21 protein-coding genes and 2 pseudogenes are annotated in these 26,928 nt (G+C 73.4%); 6 read left to right on the plus strand and 17 right to left on the minus strand.

Translation table 11 applies throughout. The annotated features are described in order from the left end of the window. Nucleotides 1-147 (plus strand): annotated as a pseudogene (locus AB0D10_RS30085) (IS630 family transposase); the annotation flags it as partial. Next, nucleotides 144-1,016 (plus strand): major capsid protein, encoded by an 873-nt coding sequence (locus AB0D10_RS30090; RefSeq protein WP_360262177.1) that lies wholly within the window; start codon nucleotides 144-146, stop codon nucleotides 1,014-1,016. The pseudogene AB0D10_RS30085 and the gene AB0D10_RS30090, both read left to right, overlap by 4 nt. A 101-nt stretch (nucleotides 1,017-1,117) precedes the next feature. Here AB0D10_RS30090 and glnA read toward each other — a convergent pair whose 3' ends face one another. Then, nucleotides 1,118-2,530 carry a type I glutamate--ammonia ligase gene (gene glnA / locus AB0D10_RS30095; protein WP_360262097.1) on the minus strand — a complete coding sequence of 471 codons (1,413 nt, stop codon included), beginning with the start codon at nucleotides 2,528-2,530 and terminating at the stop codon, nucleotides 1,118-1,120. Nucleotides 2,531-2,816: 286 nt separating this feature from the next. Between glnA and AB0D10_RS30100 the strand changes: the two genes are divergently transcribed. Further along, nucleotides 2,817-3,284, plus strand: a complete 468-nt coding sequence (locus AB0D10_RS30100; RefSeq protein WP_360262098.1) for an RDD family protein — start codon at nucleotides 2,817-2,819, stop codon at nucleotides 3,282-3,284. A gap of 202 nt (nucleotides 3,285-3,486) precedes the next feature. Here AB0D10_RS30100 and AB0D10_RS30105 read toward each other — a convergent pair whose 3' ends face one another. The 7 genes from AB0D10_RS30105 to AB0D10_RS30135 all read right to left on the minus strand — a co-directional run bounded on the left by AB0D10_RS30105 (nucleotide 3,487) and on the right by AB0D10_RS30135 (nucleotide 11,059). Next, nucleotides 3,487-4,176, minus strand: coding sequence for a DUF4191 domain-containing protein (locus tag AB0D10_RS30105; protein ID WP_360262099.1), 690 nt, complete (start codon nucleotides 4,174-4,176; stop codon nucleotides 3,487-3,489). A gap of 171 nt (nucleotides 4,177-4,347) precedes the next feature. Next, nucleotides 4,348-4,563, minus strand: a complete 216-nt coding sequence (locus AB0D10_RS30110; RefSeq protein WP_360262100.1) for a hypothetical protein — start codon at nucleotides 4,561-4,563, stop codon at nucleotides 4,348-4,350. A gap of 164 nt (nucleotides 4,564-4,727) precedes the next feature. Continuing rightward, on the minus strand, nucleotides 4,728-5,681 hold the full coding sequence (gene lipA / locus AB0D10_RS30115) for a lipoyl synthase (RefSeq protein WP_360262101.1): 954 nt from the start codon (nucleotides 5,679-5,681) through the stop codon (nucleotides 4,728-4,730). Nucleotides 5,682-5,882: 201 nt separating this feature from the next. Continuing rightward, nucleotides 5,883-6,680: a lipoyl(octanoyl) transferase LipB gene (gene lipB, locus AB0D10_RS30120; RefSeq protein ID WP_360262102.1), complete on the minus strand. Its 798-nt coding sequence runs from the start codon at nucleotides 6,678-6,680 to the stop codon at nucleotides 5,883-5,885. Between the two features lie 68 nt (nucleotides 6,681-6,748). Continuing rightward, nucleotides 6,749-8,659: a GAF domain-containing protein gene (locus AB0D10_RS30125; RefSeq protein WP_360262103.1), complete on the minus strand. Its 1,911-nt coding sequence runs from the start codon at nucleotides 8,657-8,659 to the stop codon at nucleotides 6,749-6,751. A 130-nt stretch (nucleotides 8,660-8,789) separates the two neighbouring features. Further along, complete coding sequence (locus AB0D10_RS30130; RefSeq protein ID WP_360262104.1) at nucleotides 8,790-10,169, minus strand: MFS transporter; 1,380 nt, start codon at nucleotides 10,167-10,169, stop codon at nucleotides 8,790-8,792. Nucleotides 10,170-10,297: 128 nt separating this feature from the next. After that, nucleotides 10,298-11,059: a 3-hydroxybutyrate dehydrogenase gene (locus AB0D10_RS30135; protein ID WP_360262105.1), complete on the minus strand. Its 762-nt coding sequence runs from the start codon at nucleotides 11,057-11,059 to the stop codon at nucleotides 10,298-10,300. 309 nt (nucleotides 11,060-11,368) lie between these two features. On the opposite strand from AB0D10_RS30135, the gene AB0D10_RS30140 reads away from it, so the two are divergent. After that, nucleotides 11,369-13,237, plus strand: a complete 1,869-nt coding sequence (locus tag AB0D10_RS30140; protein WP_360262106.1) for a regulator — start codon at nucleotides 11,369-11,371, stop codon at nucleotides 13,235-13,237. Nucleotides 13,238-13,411: 174 nt separating this feature from the next. Here AB0D10_RS30140 and AB0D10_RS30145 read toward each other — a convergent pair whose 3' ends face one another. After that, nucleotides 13,412-14,743 (minus strand): NAD(P)/FAD-dependent oxidoreductase, encoded by a 1,332-nt coding sequence (locus AB0D10_RS30145; protein WP_360262107.1) that lies wholly within the window; start codon nucleotides 14,741-14,743, stop codon nucleotides 13,412-13,414. 374 nt (nucleotides 14,744-15,117) lie between these two features. Next, entirely contained in the window at nucleotides 15,118-16,023 is a 906-nt protein-coding gene (locus tag AB0D10_RS30150; protein WP_360262108.1) for a TIGR01777 family oxidoreductase, read from the minus strand. Nucleotides 16,024-16,193: 170 nt separating this feature from the next. On the opposite strand from AB0D10_RS30150, the gene AB0D10_RS30155 reads away from it, so the two are divergent. Beyond that, nucleotides 16,194-16,691 carry a GNAT family N-acetyltransferase gene (locus AB0D10_RS30155; RefSeq protein ID WP_360262109.1) on the plus strand — a complete coding sequence of 166 codons (498 nt, stop codon included), beginning with the start codon at nucleotides 16,194-16,196 and terminating at the stop codon, nucleotides 16,689-16,691. A 188-nt stretch (nucleotides 16,692-16,879) separates the two neighbouring features. Further along, nucleotides 16,880-18,019 (plus strand): DUF2510 domain-containing protein, encoded by a 1,140-nt coding sequence (locus AB0D10_RS30160; RefSeq protein WP_360262110.1) that lies wholly within the window; start codon nucleotides 16,880-16,882, stop codon nucleotides 18,017-18,019. A gap of 79 nt (nucleotides 18,020-18,098) precedes the next feature. On the opposite strand, the gene AB0D10_RS30165 is transcribed toward AB0D10_RS30160, so the two are convergent. The 7 genes and pseudogenes from AB0D10_RS30165 to cobU all read right to left on the minus strand — a co-directional run. Continuing rightward, nucleotides 18,099-18,614: a DUF4240 domain-containing protein gene (locus AB0D10_RS30165; RefSeq protein WP_360262178.1), complete on the minus strand. Its 516-nt coding sequence runs from the start codon at nucleotides 18,612-18,614 to the stop codon at nucleotides 18,099-18,101. A 208-nt stretch (nucleotides 18,615-18,822) separates the two neighbouring features. Continuing rightward, on the minus strand, nucleotides 18,823-20,547 hold the full coding sequence (sucB, locus tag AB0D10_RS30170; protein ID WP_360262111.1) for a 2-oxoglutarate dehydrogenase, E2 component, dihydrolipoamide succinyltransferase: 1,725 nt from the start codon (nucleotides 20,545-20,547) through the stop codon (nucleotides 18,823-18,825). Nucleotides 20,548-20,628: 81 nt separating this feature from the next. After that, nucleotides 20,629-22,035, minus strand: a complete 1,407-nt coding sequence (gene lpdA / locus AB0D10_RS30175; protein WP_360262112.1) for a dihydrolipoyl dehydrogenase — start codon at nucleotides 22,033-22,035, stop codon at nucleotides 20,629-20,631. A gap of 379 nt (nucleotides 22,036-22,414) precedes the next feature. Beyond that, on the minus strand, nucleotides 22,415-23,917 hold the full coding sequence (locus tag AB0D10_RS30180) for a leucyl aminopeptidase (RefSeq protein WP_360262113.1): 1,503 nt from the start codon (nucleotides 23,915-23,917) through the stop codon (nucleotides 22,415-22,417). 257 nt (nucleotides 23,918-24,174) lie between these two features. Further along, the gene (locus AB0D10_RS30185; RefSeq protein ID WP_360262114.1) at nucleotides 24,175-24,966 is read right to left on the minus strand and encodes an adenosylcobinamide-GDP ribazoletransferase; all 792 of its coding nucleotides are present in this window, start codon (nucleotides 24,964-24,966) and stop codon (nucleotides 24,175-24,177) included. A gap of 163 nt (nucleotides 24,967-25,129) precedes the next feature. Then, on the minus strand, nucleotides 25,130-26,254 hold the full coding sequence (locus AB0D10_RS30190) for a nicotinate-nucleotide--dimethylbenzimidazole phosphoribosyltransferase (RefSeq protein ID WP_360262115.1): 1,125 nt from the start codon (nucleotides 26,252-26,254) through the stop codon (nucleotides 25,130-25,132). A 28-nt stretch (nucleotides 26,255-26,282) separates the two neighbouring features. After that, nucleotides 26,283-26,849 (minus strand): annotated as a pseudogene (gene cobU, locus AB0D10_RS30195) (bifunctional adenosylcobinamide kinase/adenosylcobinamide-phosphate guanylyltransferase); the annotation flags it as partial. Nucleotides 26,850-26,928 lie beyond the last annotated feature (79 nt).

Raw genomic sequence — 26,928 nt, forward strand, 5'->3', positions numbered from 1 at the left:
TTGGCCAACCTGTCCTCGGTCGCCGTCGACCGCCTCGAAGCCCTCGTCCGCAACCGGCTCAAACGGCTTCAGTACCGCCCCGACATCCTCGACGGATTCCTCGCCGGGACCGGCCTCTCCCTCGACCTCCCACCGCCATCACCCTGAAGCGCCGATGTCAGTACCCGGAGTCCACGGGTGCGGTGAACCAGCGCACCGAGACGCTGGCGATCCTCGGCGGTGACGCAGATGTGGACAAGTTCATCGCGCACACCGGGGGCGACCTGAACGACCAGCGCGCCATCCAGGAGACGATGAAGGTCAAGGCAGCATCGATCCACTTCGCCGACCAGTTCTTCAACGGTGGCACGATGGTGAACCCCCTCGGCTTCGACGGCCTGCGCAAGCGCCTGATCGGCCGTCAGGTCATCGACGGTGCATCGGTCGGTGCAGTCGCTGGCGGCTACGACTTCTTCGACAAGCTCGACGCCCTGCTGTCCGCCGTCCCGGGTCTGAACGGCAGCAATGGCGCTCTCTACATGAACGCCGCACTTATCGCCAAGATCCGTTCCGGGTTCATCGTCGAGCCGGTTGCCGCCGCTGGTGCCAAAACTTTCGAGCTCATCGTGGACGAGTCTCGCCAGCGCAACGCTGGCGGCCAGGTCCTCGACGTCTTCGACGGGACCAATGCGCAGGCGGTTGACGAAGTCGCTATTGAAACGCGCCGACCAGAAGGCCCGGGCGCGAGAGCCGCCGCCTTGGCCCGAGTCCGGCTCGGTCTCGAAGAAGTCATCCGGCCGCATGGTAGTCATCGTGTCCGACAGGCAACAGAGCGACCGACGGGCGAGCGGTGGCACAGGTGTCCGGGGGCCCGGGCGATCCGCACGAGCGGCGACTGGAACATGCGGCAGGTCGAGAAGCTGGCGCGATCGGGGTCGGTCACCCTCCGTGAGGAGGGTGACCGACCCCGATCTCGTTCTCCTCCGCTGACCCATCGCCAGCTATCGGCGTCGCCATTTCACACTCATTTCACATGAGGGCGAGGACGAGCGAGTAGTGGCGAGAGCTCATGAGAGACGTTTTCGCAGGTCAGAGGCCCTTAAGTGGCTTTCGGGCCAAGTGGCGCTTAGGGGTCGATTTAGAGGTCGTAGTACAGCTCGAACTCGTGCGGGTGCGGCCGCAGCGCGATCGGGGCGATCTCGTTGGTGCGCTTGAAGTCGATCCAGGTCTCGATCAGGTCCGGAGTGAAGACGTTGCCCGCGAGCAGGTACTCGTGGTCGGCCTCCAGGGCCTCCAGGACGGCCGGGAGCGAGGAGGGCACCTGCGGGACGTTGGCGTGCTCCTCGGGGGCCAGCTCGTAGAGGTCCTTGTCGACCGGCTGCAGCGGCTCGATCTTGTTGCGGATGCCGTCGAGGCCGGCCATCAGCATGGCGGAGAAGGCCAGGTACGGGTTGGAGGACGGGTCCGGCGCGCGGAACTCGATGCGCTTGGCCTTGGCGTTGGAGCCGGTGATCGGGATGCGGATCGCGGCCGAGCGGTTGCGCTGTGAGTAGACCAGGTTGACCGGCGCCTCGAAGCCCGGCACCAGGCGGTGGTAGGAGTTCACCGAGGGGTTGGTGAACGCCAGCAGCGAGGGGGCGTGCCGCAGCAGGCCGCCGATGTAGTAGCGGGCGGTGTCGGAGAGGCCGGCGTAGCCCTGCTCGTCGTAGAAGAGCGGCGAGCCGTCGGTCCACAGCGACTGGTGGACGTGCATGCCCGAGCCGTTGTCGCCGAAGATCGGCTTCGGCATGAAGGTGGCGGTCTTGCCGTTCCGCCAGGCGACGTTCTTGATGATGTACTTGAACAGCATCAGGTCGTCGGCGGCGTGCAGCAGGGTGTTGAACTTGTAGTTGATCTCGGCCTGGCCGGCTGTGCCGACCTCGTGGTGCTGGCGCTCGACCTCCAGCCCGGCCTTGGCGAGTTCCAGCGACATCTCGGCGCGCAGGTCGGCGAAGTGGTCGACCGGTGGCACGGGGAAGTAGCCGCCCTTGTACTTGACCTTGTAGCCGCGGGCGTCGCCCTCGGCGGCGCCGCTGTTCCAGGCGCCCGCCTCCGAGTCGATGTGGTAGAAGGACGCGTTGGCGCTGGTCTCGAAGCGGACCGAGTCGAAGACGTAGAACTCGGCCTCGGGCCCGAAGAACGCGGTGTCGGCGATGCCGGAGGAGGCGAGGTACGCCTCGGCCTTCTTGGCGACGTTGCGCGGGTCGCGGCTGTAGGCCTCGCCGGTGACCGGGTCCTGGATGAAGAAGTTGATGTTGAGGTGCTTCTCGGCCCGGAAGGGGTCGAGCCGGGCCGTGGCGAGGTCCGGCACGAGGGCCATGTCGGACTCGTGGATGGCCTGGAAACCGCGGATCGACGAGCCGTCGAACATCAGGATCTCGGACGGATCGAAGGTCGCCGCAGGTACGGAGAAGTGCTGCAAGACGCCCGGCAGGTCACAGAACCGGACATCGACGAACTTGACGTCGTTGTCCTGGATGAACTGCTTCACTTCGGCGGCGTTGTTGAACATCCATCCTCCTCGGCGTGCGAATTGGGCTCACCCTAGGAATGGGTCGTTTCCAGTCGGTGACCCGTTCGTTTCCTCGATGTTAACCGCACCCCCCGGACGGGCGGCAAAGCCGTACGGGATCGGGCAAATCACCTCGCCGACCTGGGCGGCCTCCCCCAAGTGGTCTGGACCACTGGAAGATTGCGGGGAAAGCCGCCGGAGCCGGATTCACCCGGTCGGGGAGGGTGCCCCGCAGGGGAGGGGTGCCGGTGACGGTGCGGGCCGTCAGCCCGGTTAGTGTGGATTCGTGGACACCAGAGAAGCGTTGGGATCGTGGATCGACGGCCCTAAGGCGGCCGCCGAGAAGATGGGCACCGACTTCGGGCACCGCGGCGAGCGCCTCGGGCTGCCCGAGGAGGGCCCCGGCTCCATCGCCGGCCCCGGCCGCCGGATCGGCGCCCTGTTCGTGGACGGCTGGCTGGTCGCCCTGATCTCGTACGGCCTGATCGCCCGCGGCGACCAGGCCGAGGCCAACCTCTGGACCAGCCCGCTGTACTTCCTGGTCGCGGCCCTGCTGCTGGCCACGACCGGCACGACGGTCGGCAAGCGGCTGTTCGGCCTCCGGGTGATGCGCCTGGACGGCGGCCGCGCGACCATCCCGCAGGTCCTGCTGCGCACCCTGCTGCTCTGCCTGGTGGTGCCCCCGCTGGTCTGGGACCGCGACACCCGGGGCCTGCACGACAAGGCGGTCGGCACGGTCGAGGTCCGGATCTAGCACCGGCCGCCGGTCCGCTCCGCCGGCGCACGACGCGGAGCGGCGTCCGGAGCGGCGTCCGGAGTGGAACGCGCCTCCGGAACCCCGGAACTGCGAACCGCCCCCGGAGCCCCGAACCCCGGAACCCCAGGACACCGAAACGGCCCCGCCGCGGAGCTTCCGCGGCGGGGCCGTTCTCGTGTCGTCAGGGGCGGGGGGAGGGTCAGCGGGCCTGGCCGCCCTTGGGCATCCGGGCACCCTTGGGCATCGGGCCCTTGGGGATCGGCGCCTTGGAGAGCAGGTCGCCCAGCGCGCGCAGGCGGTCGTTGGTCTCGGTGACCTGGGCGGCGGTGATGGCGCGGGGCAGGCGCATCAGGTGGACCTGCAGCTTCTTCAGCGGGATCTCGCCCTCGCCGTTGCCCACCACGATGTCGTGCACCGGCACGTCGCCGACCACGCGGGCCATCTTCTTCTTCTCGGAGGCCAGTAGCTGGCGCACCCGGTTCGGGTTGCCCTCACCGATCAGCGCGATGCCGGCCCGGCCCACCGCGCGGTAGACCGCGTCCTGGTTGCGGGTGACCGCGACCGGGGTGGTGTTGGAGCTCCAGCCGCGCTTGATGTTGTTCAGCACCGCCGCGACGGCCCCCGGCTGCCCCTCCATCTGTCCGAACGCGGCGCGCTCGGCCCGGCGCCCGAAGACGATCGCCATGGCCAGCACGGCCACGATGAAGCCCAGGATGCCCAGGTAGACGGGGTGGTCGATTGCGAAGCCGATGGCGAGGAACACGCCGAAGGTCAGCAGGCCGACGCCGGCGATGATCAGGCCGATCTTGGTGTCGACCTTCTTGGTCATGTTGTACGCCAGGCGGATCTGCTTCAGTCGCCCGGGGTTCTCGGATGTTTCCCTCGCCATAACGCTCATGGTACGTGGCACCGGTAGGGGATATCCAAGCCCGGGTACCCGTTCGCCCGAACCGTGACCCGTGTGCCTGCACGTCGTCGCGCACAGCGACGTCCGGAGCCCTCGCCGACGCCGGACCGTCACCGCCGGGCGCCGCGCGTCGTGGACTCGCTCCGCCCGGTCTCAGTGCCGGGCGGAGCGGGTCCCCGCCGTGCCCGCCGTCTCGACCGTCGCGGCCGCGTGCCGGCGGTCCGCCTCGTGCCGCCGGTCCGCCGCGTGCCGGCGGTCCTCGCACACCGCCGCCCAGGCGTTGCGGCGCGCGTGCTGCTGGCCGGGCGCCAGCAGGACGCTCTCGGCGAACCGCAGCGCCACCCTCACCGACCGGATCCGCATTCCCATGCCGAACAGCTCCTCTTGTGGCTGAGAAGAATCGAACGCTCGCTGTGCGTCCATCGTCCCCACCCCGTGTTACCAGTCCGTGACCAGGCAGTCAAAGCGTGGTGAAACCCGGAAGGGCGGAGCCGCGGCTCCGCCCTTCCAATGGCTCAAAGTCGACCGGACCGTCAGACGGCGGCCTGCTCGCGCCGCTCCAGCGCCTGCCGGTACAGCCGGCCGGCCCGGTACGACGAACGCACCAGCGGGCCCGACATGACACCCGCGAAGCCCAGTTCCTCGGCTTCCTGCTGGAGCTCGACGAACTCGTGCGGCTTCACCCAGCGCTCCACCGGGTGGTGGCGCAGCGAGGGGCGCAGGTACTGGGTGATGGTGATCAGCTCGCAGCCGGCGCCGACCAGGTCGGCGAGCGCCTGGCTGACCTCCTCGCGGGTCTCGCCCATGCCCAGGATCAGGTTGGACTTGGTGACGAGTCCGGCCGCGCGGGCCTGGGTGATGACGTCCAGCGAGCGCTCGTAGCGGAACGCGGGACGGATCCGCTTGAAGATCCGCGGCACCGTCTCGACGTTGTGCGCGAGCACCTCGGGGCGGGAGGAGAAGACCTCGGCCAGCTGCTCTGGCACCGCGTTGAAGTCGGGGATGAGCAGCTCGACGCCGGTGCGGCCGCTCTCGCGGTCGGCGGTCATCGCGTGCACCTGGCGCACGGTCTCGGCGTACAGCCAGGCGCCGCCGTCCTCCAGGTCGTCGCGGGCGACGCCGGTGATGGTGGCGTAGTTGAGGTCCATGGTGACGATGGACTCGGCGACCCGGCGCGGCTCGTCACGGTCGAACTCGGCGGGCTTGCCGGTGTCGATCTGGCAGAAGTCGCAGCGGCGGGTGCACTGGTCACCGCCGATGAGGAAGGTCGCTTCGCGGTCCTCCCAGCACTCGAAGATGTTGGGGCAGCCGGCCTCCTGGCAGACCGTGTGCAGCCCCTCCTTCTTCACCAGCGACTGGAGGGCGTTGTACTCCGGGCCCATCTTCGCGCGGGTCTTGATCCACTCGGGCTTCCGCTCGATGGGGGTCTCGCTGTTGCGGACCTCCAGGCGGAGAAGCTTCCTGCCGTCGGGTGCGACAGCGGACACGTGCGACTCCTAGAACTAGACGGGGTACCCCCAGGGTACGCCTGTGGTTGTACGGCCTTCGCCGGGCCTGCCGCCCTGCAATCGCAGGGCAACACGACTACCGGCGAGTAGATTCCCAGTGCTCGGGGCTTTCCCTCGGGCCGTGCCCGTCGGGTGGGCGGCCGGGCACCGGCGTGGGTCGCCGGCCGGGCGCCGGGCGGGTCAGCGGCTGAGCGCCGGTTCGGGCAGTTCGGCGAAGAGCTCCGCCAGGTGCCGCTCGACGACCGGCGCCGCCTCGGCGACGGGGAGCCCGCGCTTCAGCTCGCCGGAGAGCGAGGCCACACCCGCGTCCCGGATGCCGCACGGCACGATCTTGTCGAACCAGGTCATGTCCGGGTCGCAGTTCAGCGCGAAGCCGTGCATGGTCACCCCGCGGGCGACCCGCACGCCGATGGCGGCGAGCTTGCGGTCGTCGCCGCGCTGCCCGGCGTTGGAGGGAGCGTACTCGGGGCCGGCCAGGCGCGGGTCGATGCCCAGCGGCAGGCCCATCCGCAGGGTCAGTCTGCCGATGTCGACCACCTGGGCCGGGTCGACCACGGCGTCCGGGAGGGAGTCGCCCAGCACCCAGACGCCGCTGCGGCCCTCGACCCGGGTGGTCCCGATGCCGAACTCGGCGGCGGCGCGGATCAGCGCCTCCTCCAGCCGGCGGACGTAGGCGATGACGTCGATCGGGTCGGGCAGCTTGACGATCGGGTAGCCGACCAGCTGGCCGGGGCCGTGCCAGGTGATCTCGCCGCCCCGGTTGACCTCGACCACCGGGGTGCCGTCCAGCGGCAGGTCGGCGGGATTGGTGCGCTTGCCCATGGTGTACACGGACTGGTGCTCCAGCAGCAGGACGGTGTCGGGGATCTCGTCCGCGACCCGCAGCGCGTGCAGCCGCTGCTGCTCCTCCCACGCCTCCTGATAGGACACGGTGCGCTCACCTATGCCCATGTGAACAAAACGCACGTTCTCGCTCACCGCTTTGAGCTCCTTGCCAGGCGTTCGAGACCAACCTCGCCACTGTACGCCCCGGCCCCGCCGGATCCTCAGCCTCCCGCCAGCAGCCGCAGCCGCAGCGCGAGCCGGAGTTCCAGGGACCGCTCGGGGTGGTTCCAGTCCTGCCCGAGCAGCGCCTCGACCCGGTCGAGCCGCTGGACCACCGTGTTCACGTGGACGTGCAGCTCGTCCTTGGCCCGGGTGAGGCTGCCGCCGCAGTCGAAGTAGGCGCGCAGGGTGCGGACCAGCTCGGTGCCGCGTCTGGCGTCGTACGCGAGCAGCGGGCCGAGCGTCGCGCCGACGAAGCCGTCCACGTCGTGGCCGTCGCCGAGCAGCACCCCGAGGAAGCCGAGCGTGCGGGCCGAGGAGCCCTCCCCGGCGCGGCCGAGCACGCGCAGCGCCCGGACGCAGCGCAGGCTCTCGGCGTGGGCGGCGGCCAGTGCGGCGGGGCCGGCGGACGGGCGGGCGGCGCCGACGGTGACCGGGAACCCGGCCAACCGGGCGAGCTGTTCGGCGGCCTGCCGGGCGGTCTCCTCGGGATCCCCGGCGGTGCCGGCCTCGACGGGCACCAGCAGCACCACGGCCTCGCCGTGCTCGGCGCTGACGCCCCGGGAGCCGAACAGGTACCGCCGGGCCGCGCCCGCCAGCCGGCCCCGGTCCGCACCGGCGGGTTCGGCCGGTTCCGCGACCAGCACCAGGTGCGGCCGGGCGAGGTCGACGCCGAGCCGGCGGCCGCGCGCGGTGAGCCCGGCAGGGTCGCGCTCCGGCGCGGTCAGCAGGTCGGTGAGCAGTTCGCCGCGGATCCGGTTCTCGGTCTCGGCCACCGACCGGCGCAGCAGCAGGAGCAGTGCGGTCACCACGCCGGCCCGTTCGAAGAGCCGCCGGTCGGCGTCGTCGAGGTCGGGCCGGCCGCGCAGCACCAGGGTGCCGAGCGCGTCGTGCCCGGCCAGCACCGCGCAGACCCACAGTTCGCCGTGGAGCACGGACCTGCCCTCGGTCCGGGAGGCGGCGACCGCCCCGGCCAGCTCGGCGGCGGGTGCGGACCGGCCGGCCAGCGGCTCGCCCTCGGCGTCGAGGACCGCTATCTCGCCGCCCAGCAGTGCCGCGACGGCGGCGGCGACGTCCGGCACCTCGGCGCCGCGCAGCACCAGGTCGGTGAGCCGGTCGTGCGCCTGCTCGGCGCGCTGGACGGCGGCGGAGTGCGCCCGGACCAGTTCGTTGGCGGTGTTCAGCTCGGCGAGCGCGGCCCGGGTGTCGGCGAGGGACTTGGCGGTGTCCAGGGCGATCGCGGCGTGCGCGGCCAGCGTGCAGAGCAGCGCGACCTCGTCGGGGGAGAAGGCGCGCGGCGTGCGGTCGGCGGCGAACAGGACGCCGATGACCTGTCCGCCGATCAGCAGCGGCACCCCGATGATCGCGACCAGGCCCTCGTCCAGCACACCCGCGTCGATCGTGCCGGTGTGGTGGAAGCGCTCGTCGGCGCGGTAGTCGGGGGTCGCGTACGGGCGGGCGGTCTGCGCGACCAGCCCGCCCAGGCCGTCGCCGAGGCTGAGCCGCAGGGTCTGGAAGAGCACGGAGACCGAGCCGTCGGTGACCCGCATGTAGGTGTCGCCCGCGGTCTCGTCCGGCAGGGTCAGGTAGGCGGTGTCGGTGCCGAGCAGCATCCGGGCCCGGCGGACGATCGCCTGGAGCACGGTGTCCGGCTCCCGGGAGGCGGCCAGGTCCCCGGCGGTGTCGAACAGGGCGGTCAACTCGGCTTCCCGGCGCCGGTGTTGACGCAGGGTCCGGTGGACTCGCAGGGCCTGCCAGGTGGCGTCGTCGATCTCGGCGAGGACGGCGGCCGGCGCCCCGCGGCGGCGGGCGTCGGCCAGCACGTCGGCGAAGTCCTCGGTGGCGGCGCCCGAGGCGAGCAGGTCGAGCAGCCGCCGCAGCGCGGGCGCGGCGCCCTCGTGAGGGTGGGTCATGGTGCGTGCCGCCAATCGGCGTCGGTCCGTCGATTCCGGGGAATCGCGATGGTAGCGGCTCGGCCCCCGGGCGACGGCGGTCCTCGCGGCCGTCGCCCAGGGGCCGGGGCGGGCTTTCCGGCCACGAACCTCAGGCGACGGCGGGCTTGCCGGCTGCCGGGGCGTCCGCCGGCTGCCCCTCCGGGCCCTCCGGTGCCCCGGCCTCGGCGAGGTCCTGCCCCCTGGTCTCCCGCCCGCAGAGCACGGCGAGGACGGTGAGCGCCGCCGCGACGGCGACGTACACCGAGATGGGGGTGGCGCTGCCGTAGTCCTTGAGCAGGGCGGTGGCGATCAGCGGTGCCGGGGCGCCGGCCGCCACGGAGGCGAACTGGGCCCCGATCGAGGCGCCCGAGTACCGCAGGCGGGTGGCGAACATTTCGGAGAAGAAGGCCGCCTGGGGCGCGTACATCGCGCTGTGGAAGACCAGCCCGACGGTCACCGCGAGGACCAGTGACCCGAACGAGCGGGTGTCCACCATGCCGAAGAAGACGAACGCCCAGACCCCGACCCCGATCGCGCCCACCAGGTACACCGGTTTGCGCCCGACCCGGTCGGACAGCGCGCCGAACAGCGGGATCAGCGCGAACTGGACCGCGGAGCCGATCAGTACGGCGTTCAGCGCGCTCTGCTTGGCGAAGTGCGCGTGCGTGACGGCGTAGGTCAGCACGAACGTCGTCATCACGTAGTACGAGATGTTCTCCGCCATCCGCGCCCCCATGGCCACCAGCACCTCCCGCCAGTGGTGCCTCAACACGCCGACCAGCGGCGGCTGTTCGACGGTCGCCCGGTCCCGCTGGGCCGTCAGCGCGGCCCGGAACAGCGGCGACTCGTCCACCGCGAGCCTGATCCACATCCCGACCCCGACCAGCACCGCCGACAGCAGGAACGGCACCCGCCATCCCCAGGACAGGAACGCCGACTCCGACTGCACGGACGTCATCAGCGACAGCACCCCCGCCGCCAGCAGGTTCCCGGCCGGCGCCCCGCCCTGCGGCCAGGACGCCCAGAAGCCCCGCCGGCGCCGGTCCCCGTGCTCCGACACCAGCAGCACGGCCCCGCCCCACTCGCCGCCGAGCGCGAAGCCCTGCACCAGCCGCAGCGCGGTCAGCAGCACCGGCGCCGCGACGCCGATCGAGTCGTACGTCGGCAGCAGGCCGATCGCCGTGGTCGACCCGCCCATCAGCAGCAGGCTCAGCACCAGCAGCTTCTTGCGCCCGACCCGGTCGCCGAAGTGTCCGAACATCAGCGCCCCGACCGGCCGCGCCGCGAACCCGATCGCGTAGGTGAGGAACGCCAGCAGCGTCCCGGTCAGCGGGTCGCTGTGCGGGAAGAACAGTTTCCCGAACACCAGCGCCGCAGCCGTGCCGTAGAGGAAGTAGTCGTACCACTCGATGGTCGTGCCGATCAGGCTGGCCGCCACCACTCTCGGGAGTGAGGTGCGCGCAGCCGTACCGCTTGCAGGGGCGTTCATGTGCCACCACTTCCAGGGCTGGGGGAGACGATGTCGCCACAAGGTAGGAATCCGCCGGGCGGAGGCCTATGTGGGCGGGCCACATACCGTGCGATCGGTTCATGGCGTGCGGGGCCACGGCCCCGCGGTCAGTGCGCCGTCCAGCCGCCGTCGACCGGGAGGCTGGCGCCGGTGATGTACGAGGCGGCGGGGGAGCAGAGCCAGAGGGCGAGCTGGGCGACCTCGTCGGGTTCGATCAGCCGCTTCACGGCGGTGCGGTCGAGCATGACCCGCTCGACCACCTCGTCCTCGGGGATGCCGTGGGCGAGCGCCTGGGCGGCGATCTGCTTCTCCACCAGCGGGGTCCGGACGTAGCCGGGGTTGATGCAGTTGCTGGTCACGCCGTACGGCGCGCCCTCCAGGGCGACCGTCTTGCTCAGACCCTCCAGGGCGTGCTTCGCGGTGACGTACGCGGACTTGAAGGCGCTGGCCCGCAGGCCGTGGACCGAGGAGACGTTGACGACCCGCCCCCACTCCCGCGCGTACATGTGCGGCAGGGTCCGGCGCAGGATGCGGAACGGGGCCTCGACCATCACGCGTTGGATGAGGGTGAAGCGCTCGGGCGGGAACTCGTGCACGGGCGCCACGTGCTGGAGTCCGGCGTTGTTGACCACGATGTCGGCGTCGTCCGGCAGGGCGTCCACGGCCCCGGGGTCGGCGAGGTCGGTGACGATCGCGAGCCCGCCGATCCGCTCGGCGACCTCCTCGGCGGGGGCGGCCGCGAGGTCGACGACGTAGACCCGGGCCCCGGCCCCGGCGAGGGCCTCGGCGCAGGCCCGGCCGATGCCCGAGGCGGCCCCGGTGACCAGCGCGGTACGGCCGTCGAGCGGACGGGCTGTAGTGGTGTCCATGGCCGAGAACGGTAGGAATCCGACGCCCCGGCTCCCATGTGGCGGGCCACCACAGCATTCCGCCGGGCTGTGGCGGCAACCACTACGACCCTCGATCGACGGTTCGACCGCGGAAGGCCAAACCCATGGTGACCCCGCTTCCCCACAATGGGCGCGGTTGCTTCACCCGTTCGGAGGATTGCTCGGTCAGATCCGCCCATAGCGCCCGAATGCTCGCTACATTCACGCCGATTCCCGACAGGGGGCGCCGCCCCAGGCCGCCGAAGTGCTGGTAGGGCCCGGTGCGACGTCCGAGAGGTGTTGACAGACATGCCCCAACGGCCTGCAACCGACAGCCCGGCGTACGGACCGCTCGACCCGCTCGGCCGGCACCGAGGTCCGGTCGGCCGGAGCCTTCCGGACGCCCCCGACGCCCTGGCCCCCGACGCCCTGACGGGCGACACGCTGACCGCCGACGACCCGACCGCCGACGAACTGCGGCTGCCCGAGCAGGCCACACCCGACCGGCACGAGAGCCCCGTCGCACCCGCGCCCGCGCGGAGCACCGGCCACTCCGGCCCGGCCCCGCAGAACGGCCAGCTCGCCGCGCTGATCGAGGAGGCCGGCTTCTCGCACGCCGGCCTGGCCCGCCGGGTCGACCAACTCGGCCTGGAACACGGCCTCGACCTGCGCTACGACAAGACCTCGGTCACCCGCTGGCTGCGCGGCCAGCAGCCCCGCGGCGCCACCCCGGCCCTGATCGCCGAGGTCTTCACCCGCCGCCTGGGCCGCCGCCTCACCGCCCAGGACCTCGGCCTGGACGCCTGCGCCCCGGTCTACGCCGGCCTGGAGTTCGCCGAGACCCCGCAGGAGGCGGTGGACATCGTGGCGAGCATGTGGCGCAAGGACAACGGCCCGCAGTCCGAGCTGCGCCGGATCGCCTTCACCCCGGCCGGACTGGTCGTGCCCAGCCGGGACTGGCTGATCGGCCGCACCGACGAGCGGGTCGCCCGGGACGGCTCCACGCTGACCCGCCAGGACACCGCCACCGGCCCGCCGCCCGCCGGCTCCGGCCCCGCCACCGGCGCCGCACAGGGCGCGCCGGGCGCGTCCCCCGTGAGCCCGGCACGCGGCCCGGCCGTGGGCCTGCCCGGGGCGCCCACCGCACGCAGCACCGCAGGGACGACCGGCACCGCCCCCACCATCGGGCGGGTGCCCACCCAGAGCCGCCGTCCACCGGTCGCCGTCGAGCCGCCGTACACCGACCCGGCCCGCGAGTCCCGCCCCGCCCTGCGGGTCGGCCGCGGCGACATCGCCGCCATCCGCGCCGTCGGCGACCTCTTCCGCGCGCTCGACCATGCCTACGGCGGCGGCCACGCCCGCCAGGCGCTGGTCCGCTACCTGGAGAGCGAGGCCGAGCCGATGCTGCGCGGCCGCTACGGCGAGCAGATCGGCCGGGCCCTGTTCGGCGCGGTCGCCGACCTGACCCGGCTGGCGGGCTGGACGTCCTTCGACATCGCCGCGCACGGGCTCGCCCAGCGCTACTTCGTCCAGGCGCTGCGCCTGTCCCAGGCCGCGGGGGACCGCGCGCTCGGCGGCTACGTGCTGGTGACGATGAGCCAGCAGGCCGTCCACCTCGGCCACGGCCGGGAGGCGGTCCAGCTCGCCCGGGTCGCCCAGCAGGGTGTGGGCACGGCCGTCCCGCCGGTGGTCCAGTCGCTGATGCATGCCGCCGAGGCCCGCGGGCACGGCCTGCTGGGCGACGTCCGGTCCTGCACCACCGCCCTGGTGCGCGCCGAACGGGCCCTGGCGGCGGCCCGCACCGGCGACGAACTCCCCGCCTGGGCACGGTACTTCGACGAGGCGCAGCTCTCCGACGAGTTCGCCCACTGCTACCGCGACCTGCAGCAGTGGCGCACCGCCGCGCAGCACGCCGAGAAGTCGCTGCGGCTGCGCTCGCCCGCCTACGCGCGCAGCCGGATCTTCTGCCGGCTGGTGCTGGCCACCGCCCGGCTCGGCATGGGGGACCTCGACGAGGCCTGCACCATGGCGACCGACGCGCTGCGGGCGGCGGGGGAGATGCGTTCGGCCCGCTCGCTGGAGTACGTCCGGGACTTCCACCGCCGCCTCACGCCCTACCGCGGCAGCCCGGTGGCCCGCGCCTTCGAGGAGACGGCCCGCCAGGCGGGGGTGATCTGACGGGGGCGGGGTCCGGGCCGCCTCCCGGGCCGGGCGCGCTCACGGCCTCCCGGCCCGGGGCGCCGGCCTCCCCGCGCCCTGCGGCCCGTCGCCCGCCGCCTGGGCCGCCGCCCGGCAAGGCGCGGGCGTGGCGGGCCCGGAGCGGTCGGCCCCGGGGCCCGGAACGCGGCGCCCTCAGGCCGCCGCCTCCACCTCCCGCGCGTCGGCCGGGACGCCGAGGTCGCGCAGCACCGCCCGGGCCGCCCGTCGCCCCGAGACCAGCGCGCCCTGCACGGTGCTGGTGTCCCGGTGGTCCCCGGCGACGTACAGCCCGGCCAGCAGTCGCACCGGGCGCCGGGTGTTGTGCGGCGGCGGCATCGCGGGCAGCGCGTCGGGGACGTGCCGCACGCTGAGGAACTGCCAGCCCGCCGTCGCGGTGCCGTACAGCTCGGCGAGCCGGGCCCGGACGGCCGGTTCGAGTCCGGCCGGGCCGCCCGCGTCGAAGGCGCGCCGCCCGAGCAGCGTGGTGGCGACCAGTGCCTGCCCGGCCGGGGCGCACGAGGGGTGCAGTTCGCTGAGCACCAGCGAGTGCGAGACCAGCGGCGGGTGCCCGTTCGGCCGGTCGCCGTCGAGCAGCAGCACGGCTTCGCCCACCGGGGCCCGGTCGGCCGCGTGGTAGAAGGTCGTGACGGGGTGGAAGTCCGGCAGCCGTAGTCCGGGCAGCAGTGCGGCGGCCGAGCGGGCGTCGGTGGCGACCAGGACGGCCTGGGCGCCGATCCGCCCGTGGTGGAGGGTCTCCACGCCGTCCGCGCTGATCGAGGTGACCTGCACCCCGGTGCGGACGGTGCCGGCGGGCAGGGTGGCGGCCAGCTGGGCGGGCACCGCCGCGATTCCGCCGGCGGGCAGACAGAGCCGCCCGCGGGCGTAGGAGCGCAGCACCAGGTCGGCGACCCGGCTGCTGGTGCCGAGTGCGGGATCGCTGAGCAGGGCGCTGAGCAGCGGGCGCAGGAAGCCGTCGACGGTGCGCGGGGCGAGTCCGTGGCCGGCCAGCGCGCGGGCGGTGGTGGTCTCGGGTCGGGCCTGCAGCCGGGCGATCGGGGCGGTGGCGAGCCGGCCGAGCCAGTTGCCGAGCCTGGCCTTGTCCAGCGGGCTGCCGAGCGGGGCCCGGATGGCGGCCTGCCGGGCGGTGGTGAGCTGTGGGTCCCCGGCGCGGTACCGGCGGCCGCCGCTGTGCACGAGTACGCCGGGTGCGAGCGGGCGCAGGTCGAGGCGGTCGAGGTCGAGCGTGCGGCGCAGCTCGGGGAAGGCGGTGTTCAGCAGGTGGCTGCCGTCGTCGAGCCGGAATCCGTCCAGTTCGCGGGTGGCCATTCGGCCGCCGATCCGGTCGCTGCTTTCGAGGACCTGAACGGCGAGGCCGTGGCCGGTGAGCGCGCGGGCGGCGGCCAGGCCCGCGAGTCCGGCGCCGACCACGACGACGTCCGGGTCGGACGGCCGACGAGCGCGGCGGGTGAAGTCGTACGTGGGCACTGGGGTGCTCCCTCCCTGGTCCCGGGGCTCCGGCCGACGCAGGCAGCGGGGTGCCGGGACACGGTCCGAGGAGGGTGATGCCCAGTCAGTGTGAGCATCAGACAAGCGCATCGAGCCGGATTCGAAGGCCGGCAGGGGTTGTGCGGTACCGGGCGGGGGCGCGGTCACGGACAGTGCGCCGTGGCGGCCGGGTTCGGGGTCGGCGGGCGCGTACGGTCACCGGGGGCGTGCGGCGCGCCCGTTGTGTGCTCCCGTGCGCCCCCTCCCGGAGCCCCGTCCGACCCCCGACCGGCATATGCCCCTGGCCAGGGTGGATGCCGTAGTCGGAGGTACGCACGGAGCCCGGCGCGAGTACGGAGCCCGGCGCGAGTACGTCACAGCGCCGCGAGCACCGCCGAGTACACGTCCGGGTGCGTGAAGCGGAAACCCGCGTCCGACAGCCGTCGGGGCACCACCCGGTGACTGCCGACCACCTCGACCGCCAGCTCGCCCAGCACCACCTTGAGAACCGCCTCCGGCACCGGGAACGGCGTCGGCCGCCGCAGCGCCCGCCCGAGCGCGGTGGTCAGCTCGGAGTTGGTCGCCGGGTTCGGCGCCGTCAGGTTGAACGCGCCGGACAGGTCGTCGTGGTCGATCAGGAAGCGCAGCGCGGCCACCTCGTCGTGCAGCGAGATGAAGCTCCAGTACTGCCGCCCGCTGCCGAGCCGACCGCCCAGGCCCAGCCGGAACAGCGGGAACAGCCGCCCGCCGGCCCCGCCGGCCGCGGACAGCACCATCCCGGTGCGCGGGTGGACGACCCGGATCCCGGCCCGCTCGGCCGGCCTGGCCGCCGCCTCCCACTCCAGGCAGACCTCGGCCAGGAAGTCGTCGCCGGCGGGGGAGTCCTCGTCGATCACCCGGTCGTCGGTCTGCCCGTACCAGCCGACGGCGGAGGCGCTCACGAGGACCCGGGGCGGCTCCTTGAGCTTGGCCAGCGCCACGGCCAGCGTCTCGGTGCCGTAGACCCGGCTCTCCCGGATCTCCCGCTTGTAGGCGTCCGTCCAGCGGCGGGCGCCGACCCCGGCGCCGGCCAGGTGCACCACCGCCTGGACGCCGGCCAGCCCGTCCCGCTCGACCTCGCCGAGCAACGGGTTCCACCCGATCGCCGTGCTGCCGTCGGGCTGCGGGCCCGTCCTGGACCGGTGCCGGACCAGCCGGACCACCTCGTGGCCGTCCGCCAGCAGGGAGCGGACGAGCGCCGAACCGATCAATCCCGTGGAACCCGTGACAGCGATGCGCATGCGCCCATCCTCGCAGTTCCCGGGCGTCCCGGGCCTTCCGACCCTGCCGACGGGCCCCGCTGTTCCCACCGTTCCCGCCGTTCCCACCGGTCCCGCCGTTCCCGCCGGTCCGACCGGTCCCACGGTTCCCGGCCGCCCGTCACGTCCGCAGGCGCCCTAGCATGACGCGCATGCTCGACGACGATCTGATCATCCGTCCGGCGCAGCCCGAGGACGAGCGCGAACTCGCCGTCCTCAACCGCGCCGCCTGGTCCGCCCTGTCCGACGTCTCCCCGGAACCGCCCGCCGACGACGCGGTCTTCGACGAACGCCACACCCCCGAGCAGTACCTGCTGGCCGTCCTGGGCGGCCGGATCGTCGGCTACGTCCGCCGGATCCCGCCGACCCGGCTGGCCGCCAACGGCCACGTCCGCCAGATCCAGGGCCTGGCCGTCGACGGCACGGTCCGCGGCCGGGGCGTCGGCCGCCTCCTGGTCGAGGCGGTCTGCGACGCGGCCCGGGCCGAGGGCGCCCGGAAGATGACCCTGCGGGTGCTCGGCTGGAACACCCCGGCCCGCCGCCTCTACGAGAGCTGCGGGTTCACCGTCGAGGGTTCACTGGCCGAGGAGTTCCTGATCGACGGGTCCTACGTGGACGACGTCCTGATGGCCCGGCGGCTGGTCGACTGAGCCCCGGGATCCCCGGCGGCGACCCGCGTCCCGGACGGCGCGCGCCCGTCGCACCGGGGCGCACTCGCAGCCGACCCGGAGCGGACTCGGAGCGGGGTCGAAGCCGACTCGAAGCGGCGCGGAGGCGGTGCAGAGTCGTGACCCGCTCGCCCTGTCTGGACCGCCGCCACGGCGGGTACCGTACGGCCGTGAGCAACTCGACGCCTCCCGGGTGGTACCCGGTTCCGGGTGCGGACGGCACCCCCGGTCACGAGCGCTGGTGGGACGGCAACACCTGGACCAACGAGGTCAGGCCGCTCCAGGGCGGCGCCGGACCGCTCGCCGAGGCCCCGACCGAGGCAGCCTGGCAGCCCTCCGACCGGAAGCCCGGCTACGGCTACCCCGGCGGCGCCACCACGCCCCCGGCCTACGGCTACCCGGGGCAGGACGGCTCCCCGGCGGCCGGCTACGGCTACCCGGGCCAGGAGGCCCACCAGGGACAGCCCGGGTACCAGGGACAGGCCGGCTATCCGGGGCAGGCCGGCTACCCGGGGCAGGCCGGCTACCCGGCGGCCCAGGGCGCGGGCTACGGCTACCCGGGGCCCGGCTACCCGCCGCCGGCCCCCTCCGGGAACAGGTCCGGCCTGGCCATCGGCATCTCCGTCGGCGTGCTGGCCGTGGGCGGGATCATCGCCGCGATCGTGTTCGGCACCGGCGGCGGGGACCCGAAGGCGGACCCGACCCCGGCGCCCACGGTCACCGTCACCCAGAGCGACGGCCCCGCCCCGAGCCCCACCCCGGCCCGGCCCACCACCAGCCCCACGGTGCCGGCGCCCAAGCCCGCACCGGTGCTGAAGACCACCATCCCCGACCCGCAGCACGCGATCACCGTCCCGGTGTTCGACGGCTGGGACGCGGCGGCCGACTCCGCGCACTCCACGGTCTACCTCGGCAGCGGCCGCTACACCTGCGCGGACGGCAACTCCTGCATCCGCGGCCAGTTCTCGGTCGAGAAGGACACCGTCCAGGGCGCCACCCCCAAGGCGGCCGCCGACGCCACGATGCCCACCTACGCCGGGCAGATCTTCACCGGGATCACCTCGCACACCGACTACGGCTCCGGCTACGTCAGCGTCGCCGGCGTGCTCGGCTACGCCACGCGCTGGCACATCCGCACCTCGGACGGCACCCAGGGGTACGTCCTGCTGGCCGCCGTCCCGGCCAAGGGCGGCGGCTACGTGGTCTTCGAGGGCGGCGTGGACGACGACCCGTCCGCGCCGGACCCCTCGGTACTGGACCAGATCCTCAAGGGCGTCCAGCAGGACAGCTCGTCCGGCAGCTCCACCTGAGCACCGGGCCGGCCCGAGCCCGGGCCGGCCCGCCCCCCCCGGGGCAGCGGCCGGCCCGCCACCCGGGCGGCGGGCCCGCTCAGTCCCCGTACCGCTCCCACAACTTGGGGAAGCGCTTCGCCATGACGTCCGGGTCGTCGAAGTCCAGCGAGGGGCCGGACGGCCGTCCGGCCTGCCGACCGCCCACCTCGGGCAGCGGCAGCCCGGTCAGCCGCTCGTACGCCTCGTCGGCGGCGTAGCCGATGTCCTCGGCCTCGCCGTCCTCCTCCTCGTCGAACTCGGGCAACAGGTCGGCCAGGTCGTCCGGTTCGATCAGCCCGCCCTCGAAGACCTCCCGGCCCTGGGCGATCAGCCAGCAGCGGAAGTAGTCGAAGGTGTCCTCGGAGGCGCCGTCCAGCAGCAGGTAGGCCGCGCCCCACAGGTCGTACTGGTAGGCGCGCTGGAACCGCGCCTCGAAGAGCCGGGCGAAGTCGATCACGTCGTCCGGGGTCAGTCGGACGAGCCGCTCCACCAGCCGGTCGGCCTGCTCGTCGGGGTCGCCGTCGGCGGCGTCCCGGGTTTCGTCGATGATCTGCCAGAAGTCCGTCTCGTCAATCACCGCTCCAGCATCCCCGTTCGTCCGCGTCCGCGCATGCCATGACCCGGCGTGGCCCGGGCCGGGAACGGCGGATCGGGGGTCCGGGACCGCGGATCGGCGTCCGGCAGCGGCGGATCGGGCCGCGGGAACGGCCGGAAGCGGCCGGGAACGGCGGAACCCCGCGCCGTCCGGGGACGACGCGGGGTTCCGCAGGACCGTGGAGGGGTCAGAGGCCGAGCTCGACCTCGAACTCGCCGGCCTCCAGGATCTCCTTGACCGCGACCAGGTAGCGGGCGGCGTCGGCGCCGTCCACCAGGCGGTGGTCGTAGGAGAGCGACAGGTAGGTCATGTCGCGGATGCCGATGGCGGTGCCGCCGTCGGCCTCGATGACGACCGGGCGCTTGACGGTGGCGCCGATGCCCAGGATGGCGGCCTGGTTCGGCGGCACGATCACGGTGTCGAACAGCGCACCGCGCGAGCCGGTGTTGCTGATGGTGAAGGTGGCGCCCGACAGCTCGTCCGGGGTGATCTTGCTGTCGCGGACCTTGCCGGCCAGCTCGGCGGTCTTCTTCGAGATGCCGGCGATGTTGAGGTCGCCCGCACCCTTGATGACCGGGGTCATCAGACCCTTCTCGGAGTCCACCGCGATACCGATGTTCTCGGTGTCGAAGTAGGTGATGGTGCCCTCGGCGTCGTTGATCCGGGCGTTGACGACCGCGTGGGCCTTCAGCGCCTGGGCGGCGGCCTTGACGAAGAACGGCATCGGGGACAGCTTCACGCCCTCACGGGCGAGGAAGGAGTCCTTGGCCTTGCCGCGCAGCGACATGATCTTGGTGATGTCCACCTCGACCACGCTGGTCAGCTGGGCCTGCTCGTGCAGGGCCTTCATCATGTTGTCGCCGATGACCTTGCGCATGCGGGTCATCTTGACCGTCTGGCCGCGCAGGGCGGACGGCGCGGCGGTGGCCTTCGGCGCGGCGGCCGGGGCGGCAGCGGCGACGGGGGCCGGAGCGGCCTTGGCGGCCTCCGCGGCGGCAATGACGTCCTGCTTGCGGATGCGGCCGCCGACGCCGGTACCGGCGACGGAGGACAGCGCGACACCGTGCTCGGCGGCGAGCTTGCGCACCAGCGGGGTGACATAGGCGTCACCGTTGTCGGCAGCGGCGGCGACCGGAGCCGGGGCAGCGACCGGAGCCGGAGCGGCAACGGGGGCCGGAGCGGCAACGGGGGCCGGAGCGGCGACCGGAGCCGGGGCGGCAACGGGGGCCGGGGCGGCGACCGGAGCCGGGGCGGCAACGGGGGCCGGGGCGGCGACCGGAGCCGGGGCAGCCACGGGGGCCGGAGCGGCGACGGGGGCCGGGGCGGCGGCGACGGCACCCGCGGCGCCGATCAGCGCGAGCTGGGCGCCGACCTCGGCGGTCTCGTCCTCGCCGACCAGGATCTTCACCAGGGTGCCGGCGACCGGGGACGGGATCTCGGTGTCGACCTTGTCGGTCGAGACCTCCAGCAGCGGCTCGTCGACCTCGACCGTCTCACCCTCGGCCTTCAGCCAGCGGGTGACGGTGCCCTCGGTGACGGACTCGCCCAGGGCGGGCAGCAGCACCGGGGTGGCGTCGCCGGCCGGGGCGGCCGGCGCGGCGACCGGGGCCGGGGCAGCGACGGGGGCCGGGGCGGCGACCGGAGCCGGAGCGGCAACGGGCGCGGGGGCGCCGGAGCCGTCGTCGATGATCGCCAGCTCGGCGCCGACCTCGACGGTCTCGTCCTCGCCGACCTTGATCGAGGAGAGGATGCCGGAAGCGGGGGCCGGGATCTCGGTGTCGACCTTGTCGGTCGAGACCTCAAGCAGCGGCTCGTCGACCTCGACACGCTCACCCTCGGCCTTCAGCCAACGGGTGACGGTGCCCTCGGAAACGCTCTCGCCCAGCGCGGGCAGTGTTACTGAGACCGCCATGGTTTCAGCGACTCCTATCAAGTCTTGCGTACGGGAAGTACTTGCGTACGGGAAGTACCGGAAAAGGGGGGTGGGGCGCGATCAGTCGTGCGCGTGCAGGGCCTTGCCGGCCAGCGCCAGGTGCGCCTCGCCCAGGGCCTCGGACTGGGTCGGGTGCGCGTGGATGAGCTGCGCGACCTCGGCCGGCAGGGCCTCCCAGTTGTAGATCAGCTGGGCTTCGCCGACCTGCTCGCCCATGCGGGCGCCGACCATGTGGACACCGACCACGGCGCCGTCCTTGACCTGGACGAGCTTGATCTCGCCGGCGGTCTTCAGGATCTTGCTCTTGCCGTTGCCGGCCAGGTTGTACTTGAGGGTGACGACCTTGTCCTTGCCGTACAGCTCGACGGCCTTGGCCTCGGAGATGCCGACGGAGGCGACCTCGGGGTTGGAGTAGGTCACGCGCGGGACGCCGTCGTAGTCGATCGGCACGGGCTTGAGGCCGGCCAGGCGCTCGGCGACCAGGATGCCCTCGGCGAAGCCGACGTGGGCCAGCTGCAGGGTCGGGGCGAGGTCACCGACCGCGGAGATGGTGGGCACGTTGGTGCGCATGTACTCGTCGACGAGGACGTAGCCGCGGTCCATCGCGACGCCGTTCTCCTCGTAGCCGAGGCCGGCCGAGACCGGGCCGCGGCCGATGGCGACGAGCAGCAGGTCGGCGTCGATCTGCTTGCCGTTCTCGGTGGAGACGCGGACACCGGTCTCGGTGTACTCCACGCCCGAGAAGCGGGCCTTCAGCTCGAACTTGATGCCGCGCTTGCGGAACGCGCGCTCCAGCAGCTTGGAGGAGTTCTCGTCCTCCAGCGGAACGAGGTGCGGCAGGGCCTCGACGATGGTGACCTCGACGCCGAAGGACTTCCAGACCGAGGCGAACTCGACGCCGATGACGCCGCCGCCGAGGATGACGGCCGACTTCGGGATGCGGTCGAGCTTGAGGGCGTGGTCCGAGGAGATGACGCGGTTGCCGTCGATCTCCAGGCCCGGGATCGAGCGCGGCACGGAACCGGTGGCCAGGACGATGTGGCGGCCTTCGATGCGCTGGCCGTTGACGTCCACCGAGGTCTGCGAGGAGAGCTTGCCCTCGCCCTGGATGAAGGTGACCTTGCGGGACGCCACCAGGCCCTGCAGGCCCTTGTACAGGCCGGCGATGACGTCGTCCTTGTACTTGTGGACGCCGTTGATGTCGATGCCCTGGAAGGTGGCCAGCACGCCGAACTCGGCGGCCTCCTTCGTCTCGTCCGCGATCTCGGCGGCGTGCAGCAGCGCCTTGGTCGGGATGCAGCCGCGGTGCAGGCAGGTGCCGCCCAGCTCACCCTTCTCGACCAAGGCGACGCTCAGGCCCAGCTGAGCGGCGCGGAGCGCCGCGGCGTAACCGCCGCTTCCGCCTCCGAGAATGACTACGTCGAAAACGGTGCTGGCGTCGTTCGCCACGTCACGTCCTCCATGCAATGGGGTGGGTCGCCGGGCCGGTACGGTCCGGTGGGTCGGAAGCCTTTGTGGGGCGCCCAGTCGTGCCGGAAATACATCTTCGCACTTGTTCGCGGTAGCTGATGTCCGGGTCCACCCCCGAGGTGTCCCACGGAGTGGTCACCGGGGCGGGAATACCCCCCACGGATGGGCATCATCGCAGCTCAGCGCAGTACTGACAGCCGCCGGACGGGGGTCATCCGCGCCATCGGCGGCGGTCTCTTCCGCACTGTGGAACAAAGTTTCGCCCGCAGCGAACAAGGGTGCGCCCCGGTCGCCCGTCCTACTCGTAGGTAACCGGACCGGAACGCGGACGGGGCCCGGCGCGCACGCGCCGGGCCCCGTCTCGGCGGGTGCCTGATCAGGCCTTGCCGTTCGCCGTCCGCTCGGCGAAGCGGACCAGGGTGCGCACCGCGCTCGCGGTGCCGCCCTTCGGGGTGTAGCCGAACGGGGCGCCCTCGTGGAACGCCGGGCCGGCGATGTCCAGGTGCGCCCAGTCGATGCCCTCGGCCACGAACTCCTTGAGGAACAGACCGGCCACCAGACCGCCGCCCATCCGCTCGCCCATGTTGGCCAGGTCGGCGATGGTCGACTCGGTCATACCCTTGCGCAGGTCGGCGGGCAGCGGCATCGGCCAGGACTGCTCGCCCACCTCGCCCGCGAGGGCGTGCAGGTCGTCGCGCAGCTCGTCGTTGTTGGCCATCACGCCGAAGGTGCGGTTGCCCAGGGCCAGCACCATGGCGCCGGTCAGGGTGGCCACGTCGACGATGACGTCCGGGTTCTCCTCGCCGGCCCGCACGATGGCGTCGGCCAGCACCAGACGGCCCTCGGCGTCGGTGTTCAGGACCTCGACGGTCTTGCCGCCGTACATCCGCAGCACGTCGCCCGGGCGGGTGGCGGAGCCGGACGGCATGTTCTCGGCCAGCGCCAGCCAGGCGGTCACGTTGACGGCCAGGCCCAGGCGCTTGGCGGCCACCACGGCGGCGAACACGGCGGCGGCGCCGGCCATGTCGCACTTCATGGTCTCGTTGTGGCCGGCCGGCTTCAGCGAGATGCCGCCCGAGTCGTAGGTGATGCCCTTGCCGACGAACGCCAGGGTGGCCTTGGCCTTCGGGTGGGTGTAGGCCACCTTCACCAGGCGCGGCGGGTTGGTCGAGCCGACGCCGACGCCCAGCAGGCCGCCGAAGCCGCCCTTGGTCAGCGCCTTCTCGTCCAGCACCTCGACCTTGAGGCCGTGCTCCTTGCCGGCCGCCTGGGCGATCGCGGCGAAGCTCTTCGGGTTCAGGTCGTTCGGGGCGGTGTTGACCAGGTCGCGGGCGCGGTTCATCTCCTCGCCGAGCGCGGCGGCCCGCTCCACGGCGGCCTTGGCGTCCTTGCTGCCCTTGCGGGCGGCCAGCAGGACCAGCTCGCCGACCGGCTCCTTGCCGTTGCCGTTGCCCTTGTACGTGCCGAAGGCGTACGAGCCGAGCAGGCCGCCCAGCGCGACCGCCTCGATCTCCGCGGCGGACTCGGCCGGCAGGGCCAGCGCAGCCTTCTTGGCACCGGCCAGGGTGCGGGCGGCGACACCGGCGGCGCGGCGCAGCGCCTCCAGCCCGTAGCCCTCCTCGCCGGCCTCGCCGATGCCGACCGCGAGCACGAGCGCGGCCTTCAGGCCGGCGGGGGAGTGGACCTTCACGGCCTCGCCCTCGGCGCCGGTCGCGCCCAGGGTGCTGAGGACCTCGGCCAGCTTGCCCTCGAACGCCTCGTTCACGGCCTCGGCGCCGGGGGCCAGCACGATGCCCTTCGGGCCCTTGGCGACACCGACCACCAGGGCGTCCGCGCGCAGCGAGGCGGCGGAGGAGGTGCTCACAGACAATGCAGTCACGTAATGCGTCCTGTTCTTTCGCGGTCCACGGCCGGTCGCGGCGCGGCTGCCGCACCGGCGCAGCCCGCCGTCGCAGGCCGTCCGCCGACGGGCCTCCGGGTCCGGGCCCCCTGGTTGCGCGCGCCCGCCGGAGCGGCCGCGCACACCGGAGGCCCCGGCTCCTCGGAACGCGCCGGGCGGGCAGGACCTGCCACGGTGCAGGGCTGCGGTGCTTCACGCATGGTAGTCCGCATGCTGGGATCACGCGCCGCCCGGTGTCAGCCGAGCAACGCCAGGGCGAACAGCGCCCCCGTCGCGGCGGTCTCGGCCATCGCCCCGAGCACGTCCCCGGTGATTCCGCCGAAGCGCCGCACACACCTCCCGAGCAGCAGTCGGGCGCAGCCGACCCCGAACACAAGGGCCAGCGGGAGACGGAGAGCTGACCATCCGTCGAACAGTCCGAGCCCGGCCAGGACGAGTGCCGATCCGGCCGTCCCGGCGACCGCCCCGGCGGGTGTCACCGTGCTCGCGACCACCGCGCCCAGCCCGCCCGGCCGGGCGGCGGGCACCGACCGCAGACAGCCCCAGGCGAGCGCGCAGCGGGCGGCCGTCGCCGAGGCGAGCACCGCGAGCGCGCCGCGCAGCGGCGAGTGCCCGAACTGACCGGCCAGTGCGGCGGTCTGGGCCAGCAGCACGAGGACCAGGGTCAGCACGCCGAACGGGCCGATGTCGGACTGCTTCATGATGCGCAGCGCGTCCTCGGCCGGCTTCCCGCTGCCGAGCCCGTCGGCGACGTCCGCCAGGCCGTCCAGGTGCAGGCCCCGGGTCAGCCCGGCGAGCACGCCCACCGAGGCCACCGCCCCGAGCGGCCCGCCGGCCCGCCAGGCCACCAGCGCCCCCGCCCCGGCGGCCAGCGCGCCCAGCACCAGTCCCACCAGCGGGGCCGTCGCCATCGCCCGGGCCCCCGCCGCCCGGTCCCAGCGCTCCACCCGCACCCGCAGCACGGACAGGGTCCCGAACCCGAACCGCAGCCCGTCCTCCCACGTGGCCCGAGCAATGCGGTCCGTCATCAACGCGTTCCTCTCACCGCGGGAACTCCCCTGTGCGGGGCGTTCTCCGGACTGCCGGGCGTCCGCCCGGGGGCGCGGGAAACCGCGCGGGACCGAGGCGACGGCCCGGTCCCGGCCCCGGCCCGCCGGCCCTGGGTCTCCGGCGCCCGGTCGGCCCTGCCGCCTACAGCTTCCGCAGCAGGTCCGCCGCCGAGGGCAGCCTCGGCTGCTCCTTCGGCGCGGCGGGCGCCGCCGGTACGAACGGCTTCGGCGTCTCGTCCGAGAGCGCGTCCCCCGCCGCCTGCAGCAGCGGCAGCGCGAGCAGCGCGCCGACGCCCTCGCCCATGGTGATCCCCTGGTCCTGCAGCGGCGTCAGGGTCAGTCGGTCGTACGCCTTCGCCTGGGCCGGCTCGCCGCTGGACTGCCCGGCCCGCCACCACTCGGGTGCGCGGAAGGCGATCCGCTGCGCGACCAGCGCGCAGGCCGCCGCGACCACACCGTCCAGCACCACCGGCAGCCGCCGGACGGCCGCCTGCAGCAGGAAGCCGGTGATCGCCGCGAAGTCGGCCCCGCCGGTGACGCCGAGGAGCGCCAGCTGGTCGCCGAGCACCGGCCGGGCCCGCCGCAGCGAGTCCCGGATGGTGGCGCACTTGACCATCCAGACCCGGTCGTCGATGCCCGAGCCGCGCCCGGTGACCGCCGCCGCGTCCGTTCCGCACAGCGCGCCGACCAGGACACCGGCCACCGTGGTGGAGCCGACCCCGAGGTCGCCGAGCAGCACCAGGTCGGTGCCGGCGTCGGCCTCCTCGTCGGCGACGGCCATGCCGGCCCGGAAGGCCCGGGCGGTCTCCTCCGGGGTGAGCGCGTCCTCGACGTCGATCCGCCCGGAGCCGCGCCGGATCCGGTGGGCGACCACCTCGTCCGGGAAGTCGGCCGGGTCGACGTCCACCGCGACGTCGACGACCCGCACGTCGGCGCCGTAGCGCGCGGCCAGCTTGGCCACCGGCGCGGTGCCGTCCAGCACGGCCCGCACCCGGGCCGCGGTGCCGCCGACGGCGGGCATCCGGGAGACGCCGAGTGCCGCCACGCCGTGGTCGGCGGCGAACAGCAGCACCTTGGGCGCGGACACCGGGCGCACCGGGGAGCGACCCTGCACGGAGGCCAGCCAGCTGCCCAGTTCCTCCAGCCTGCCGAGCCCGCCGCGCGGTCGGTCGGCGGCCTGCCAGCGTTCGTCGGCGGCCCGCCGGGCGCTCTCGTCGGGGCGCTCGACGAGCGAGGAGAACGTATCGAGATCCACGGTCGTGTCCATCGTCCGGAAGGCTACACGCCGAAGATGTTCAGCCCGCGGCTGGCTTGACGGTCAGCACCTGCCCCGCCACGACCAGCAGGACCCGCTCCGAGGCGTCCGCCACGGCCATGTTGAGCCGGCCCAGGGTGTCGCGGAAGCGCCGCCCGGCGGCGGTGGCGGGGACGACACCCATGCCGACCTCGTTGCTCACGGCGACGACCGTCCGCCCGGTGGCCGCCCAGGCCGCCGCCAGCGCCTCGCAGCGCCGCTGCACCGCGGCCTCGCCCCGGTCCTCCCAGACCCCGTCGTCCCAGGCGTCGCACTCGTCCATCACGGCGGTGAGCCAGAGCGCCAGGCAGTCGACCAGCACCGGCGCCGGATCGGCGGTGTCGGCCAGCACGGCCTCCAGGTCGCAGGTCTCGGCGGTGCGCCAGCTCGCCGGCCGGCGCTCGCGGTGCAGCGCGACCCGCCGGGCCCACTCGTCGTCTCCGTCCCGGGTGCCGCCGGTGGCCACGTACAGGACGTCCGGGCGGTCGGCGAGGAGCTGCTCGGCCCGGGTCGACTTGCCGGAGCGGGCGCCGCCGAGCAGCAGCGTGCGGGGGAGCGGGGGGAGGGTCGCCATGCCGCCCATCCTGCCGGACGAGGCATACGGAAGATCCGGCCGGGCAGGCTAAGGTGCGCAGCAACACAGGCAG

This window comes from Kitasatospora sp. NPDC048545 (genome assembly GCF_040651155.1).
Classification (GTDB): domain Bacteria; phylum Actinomycetota; class Actinomycetes; order Streptomycetales; family Streptomycetaceae; genus Kitasatospora.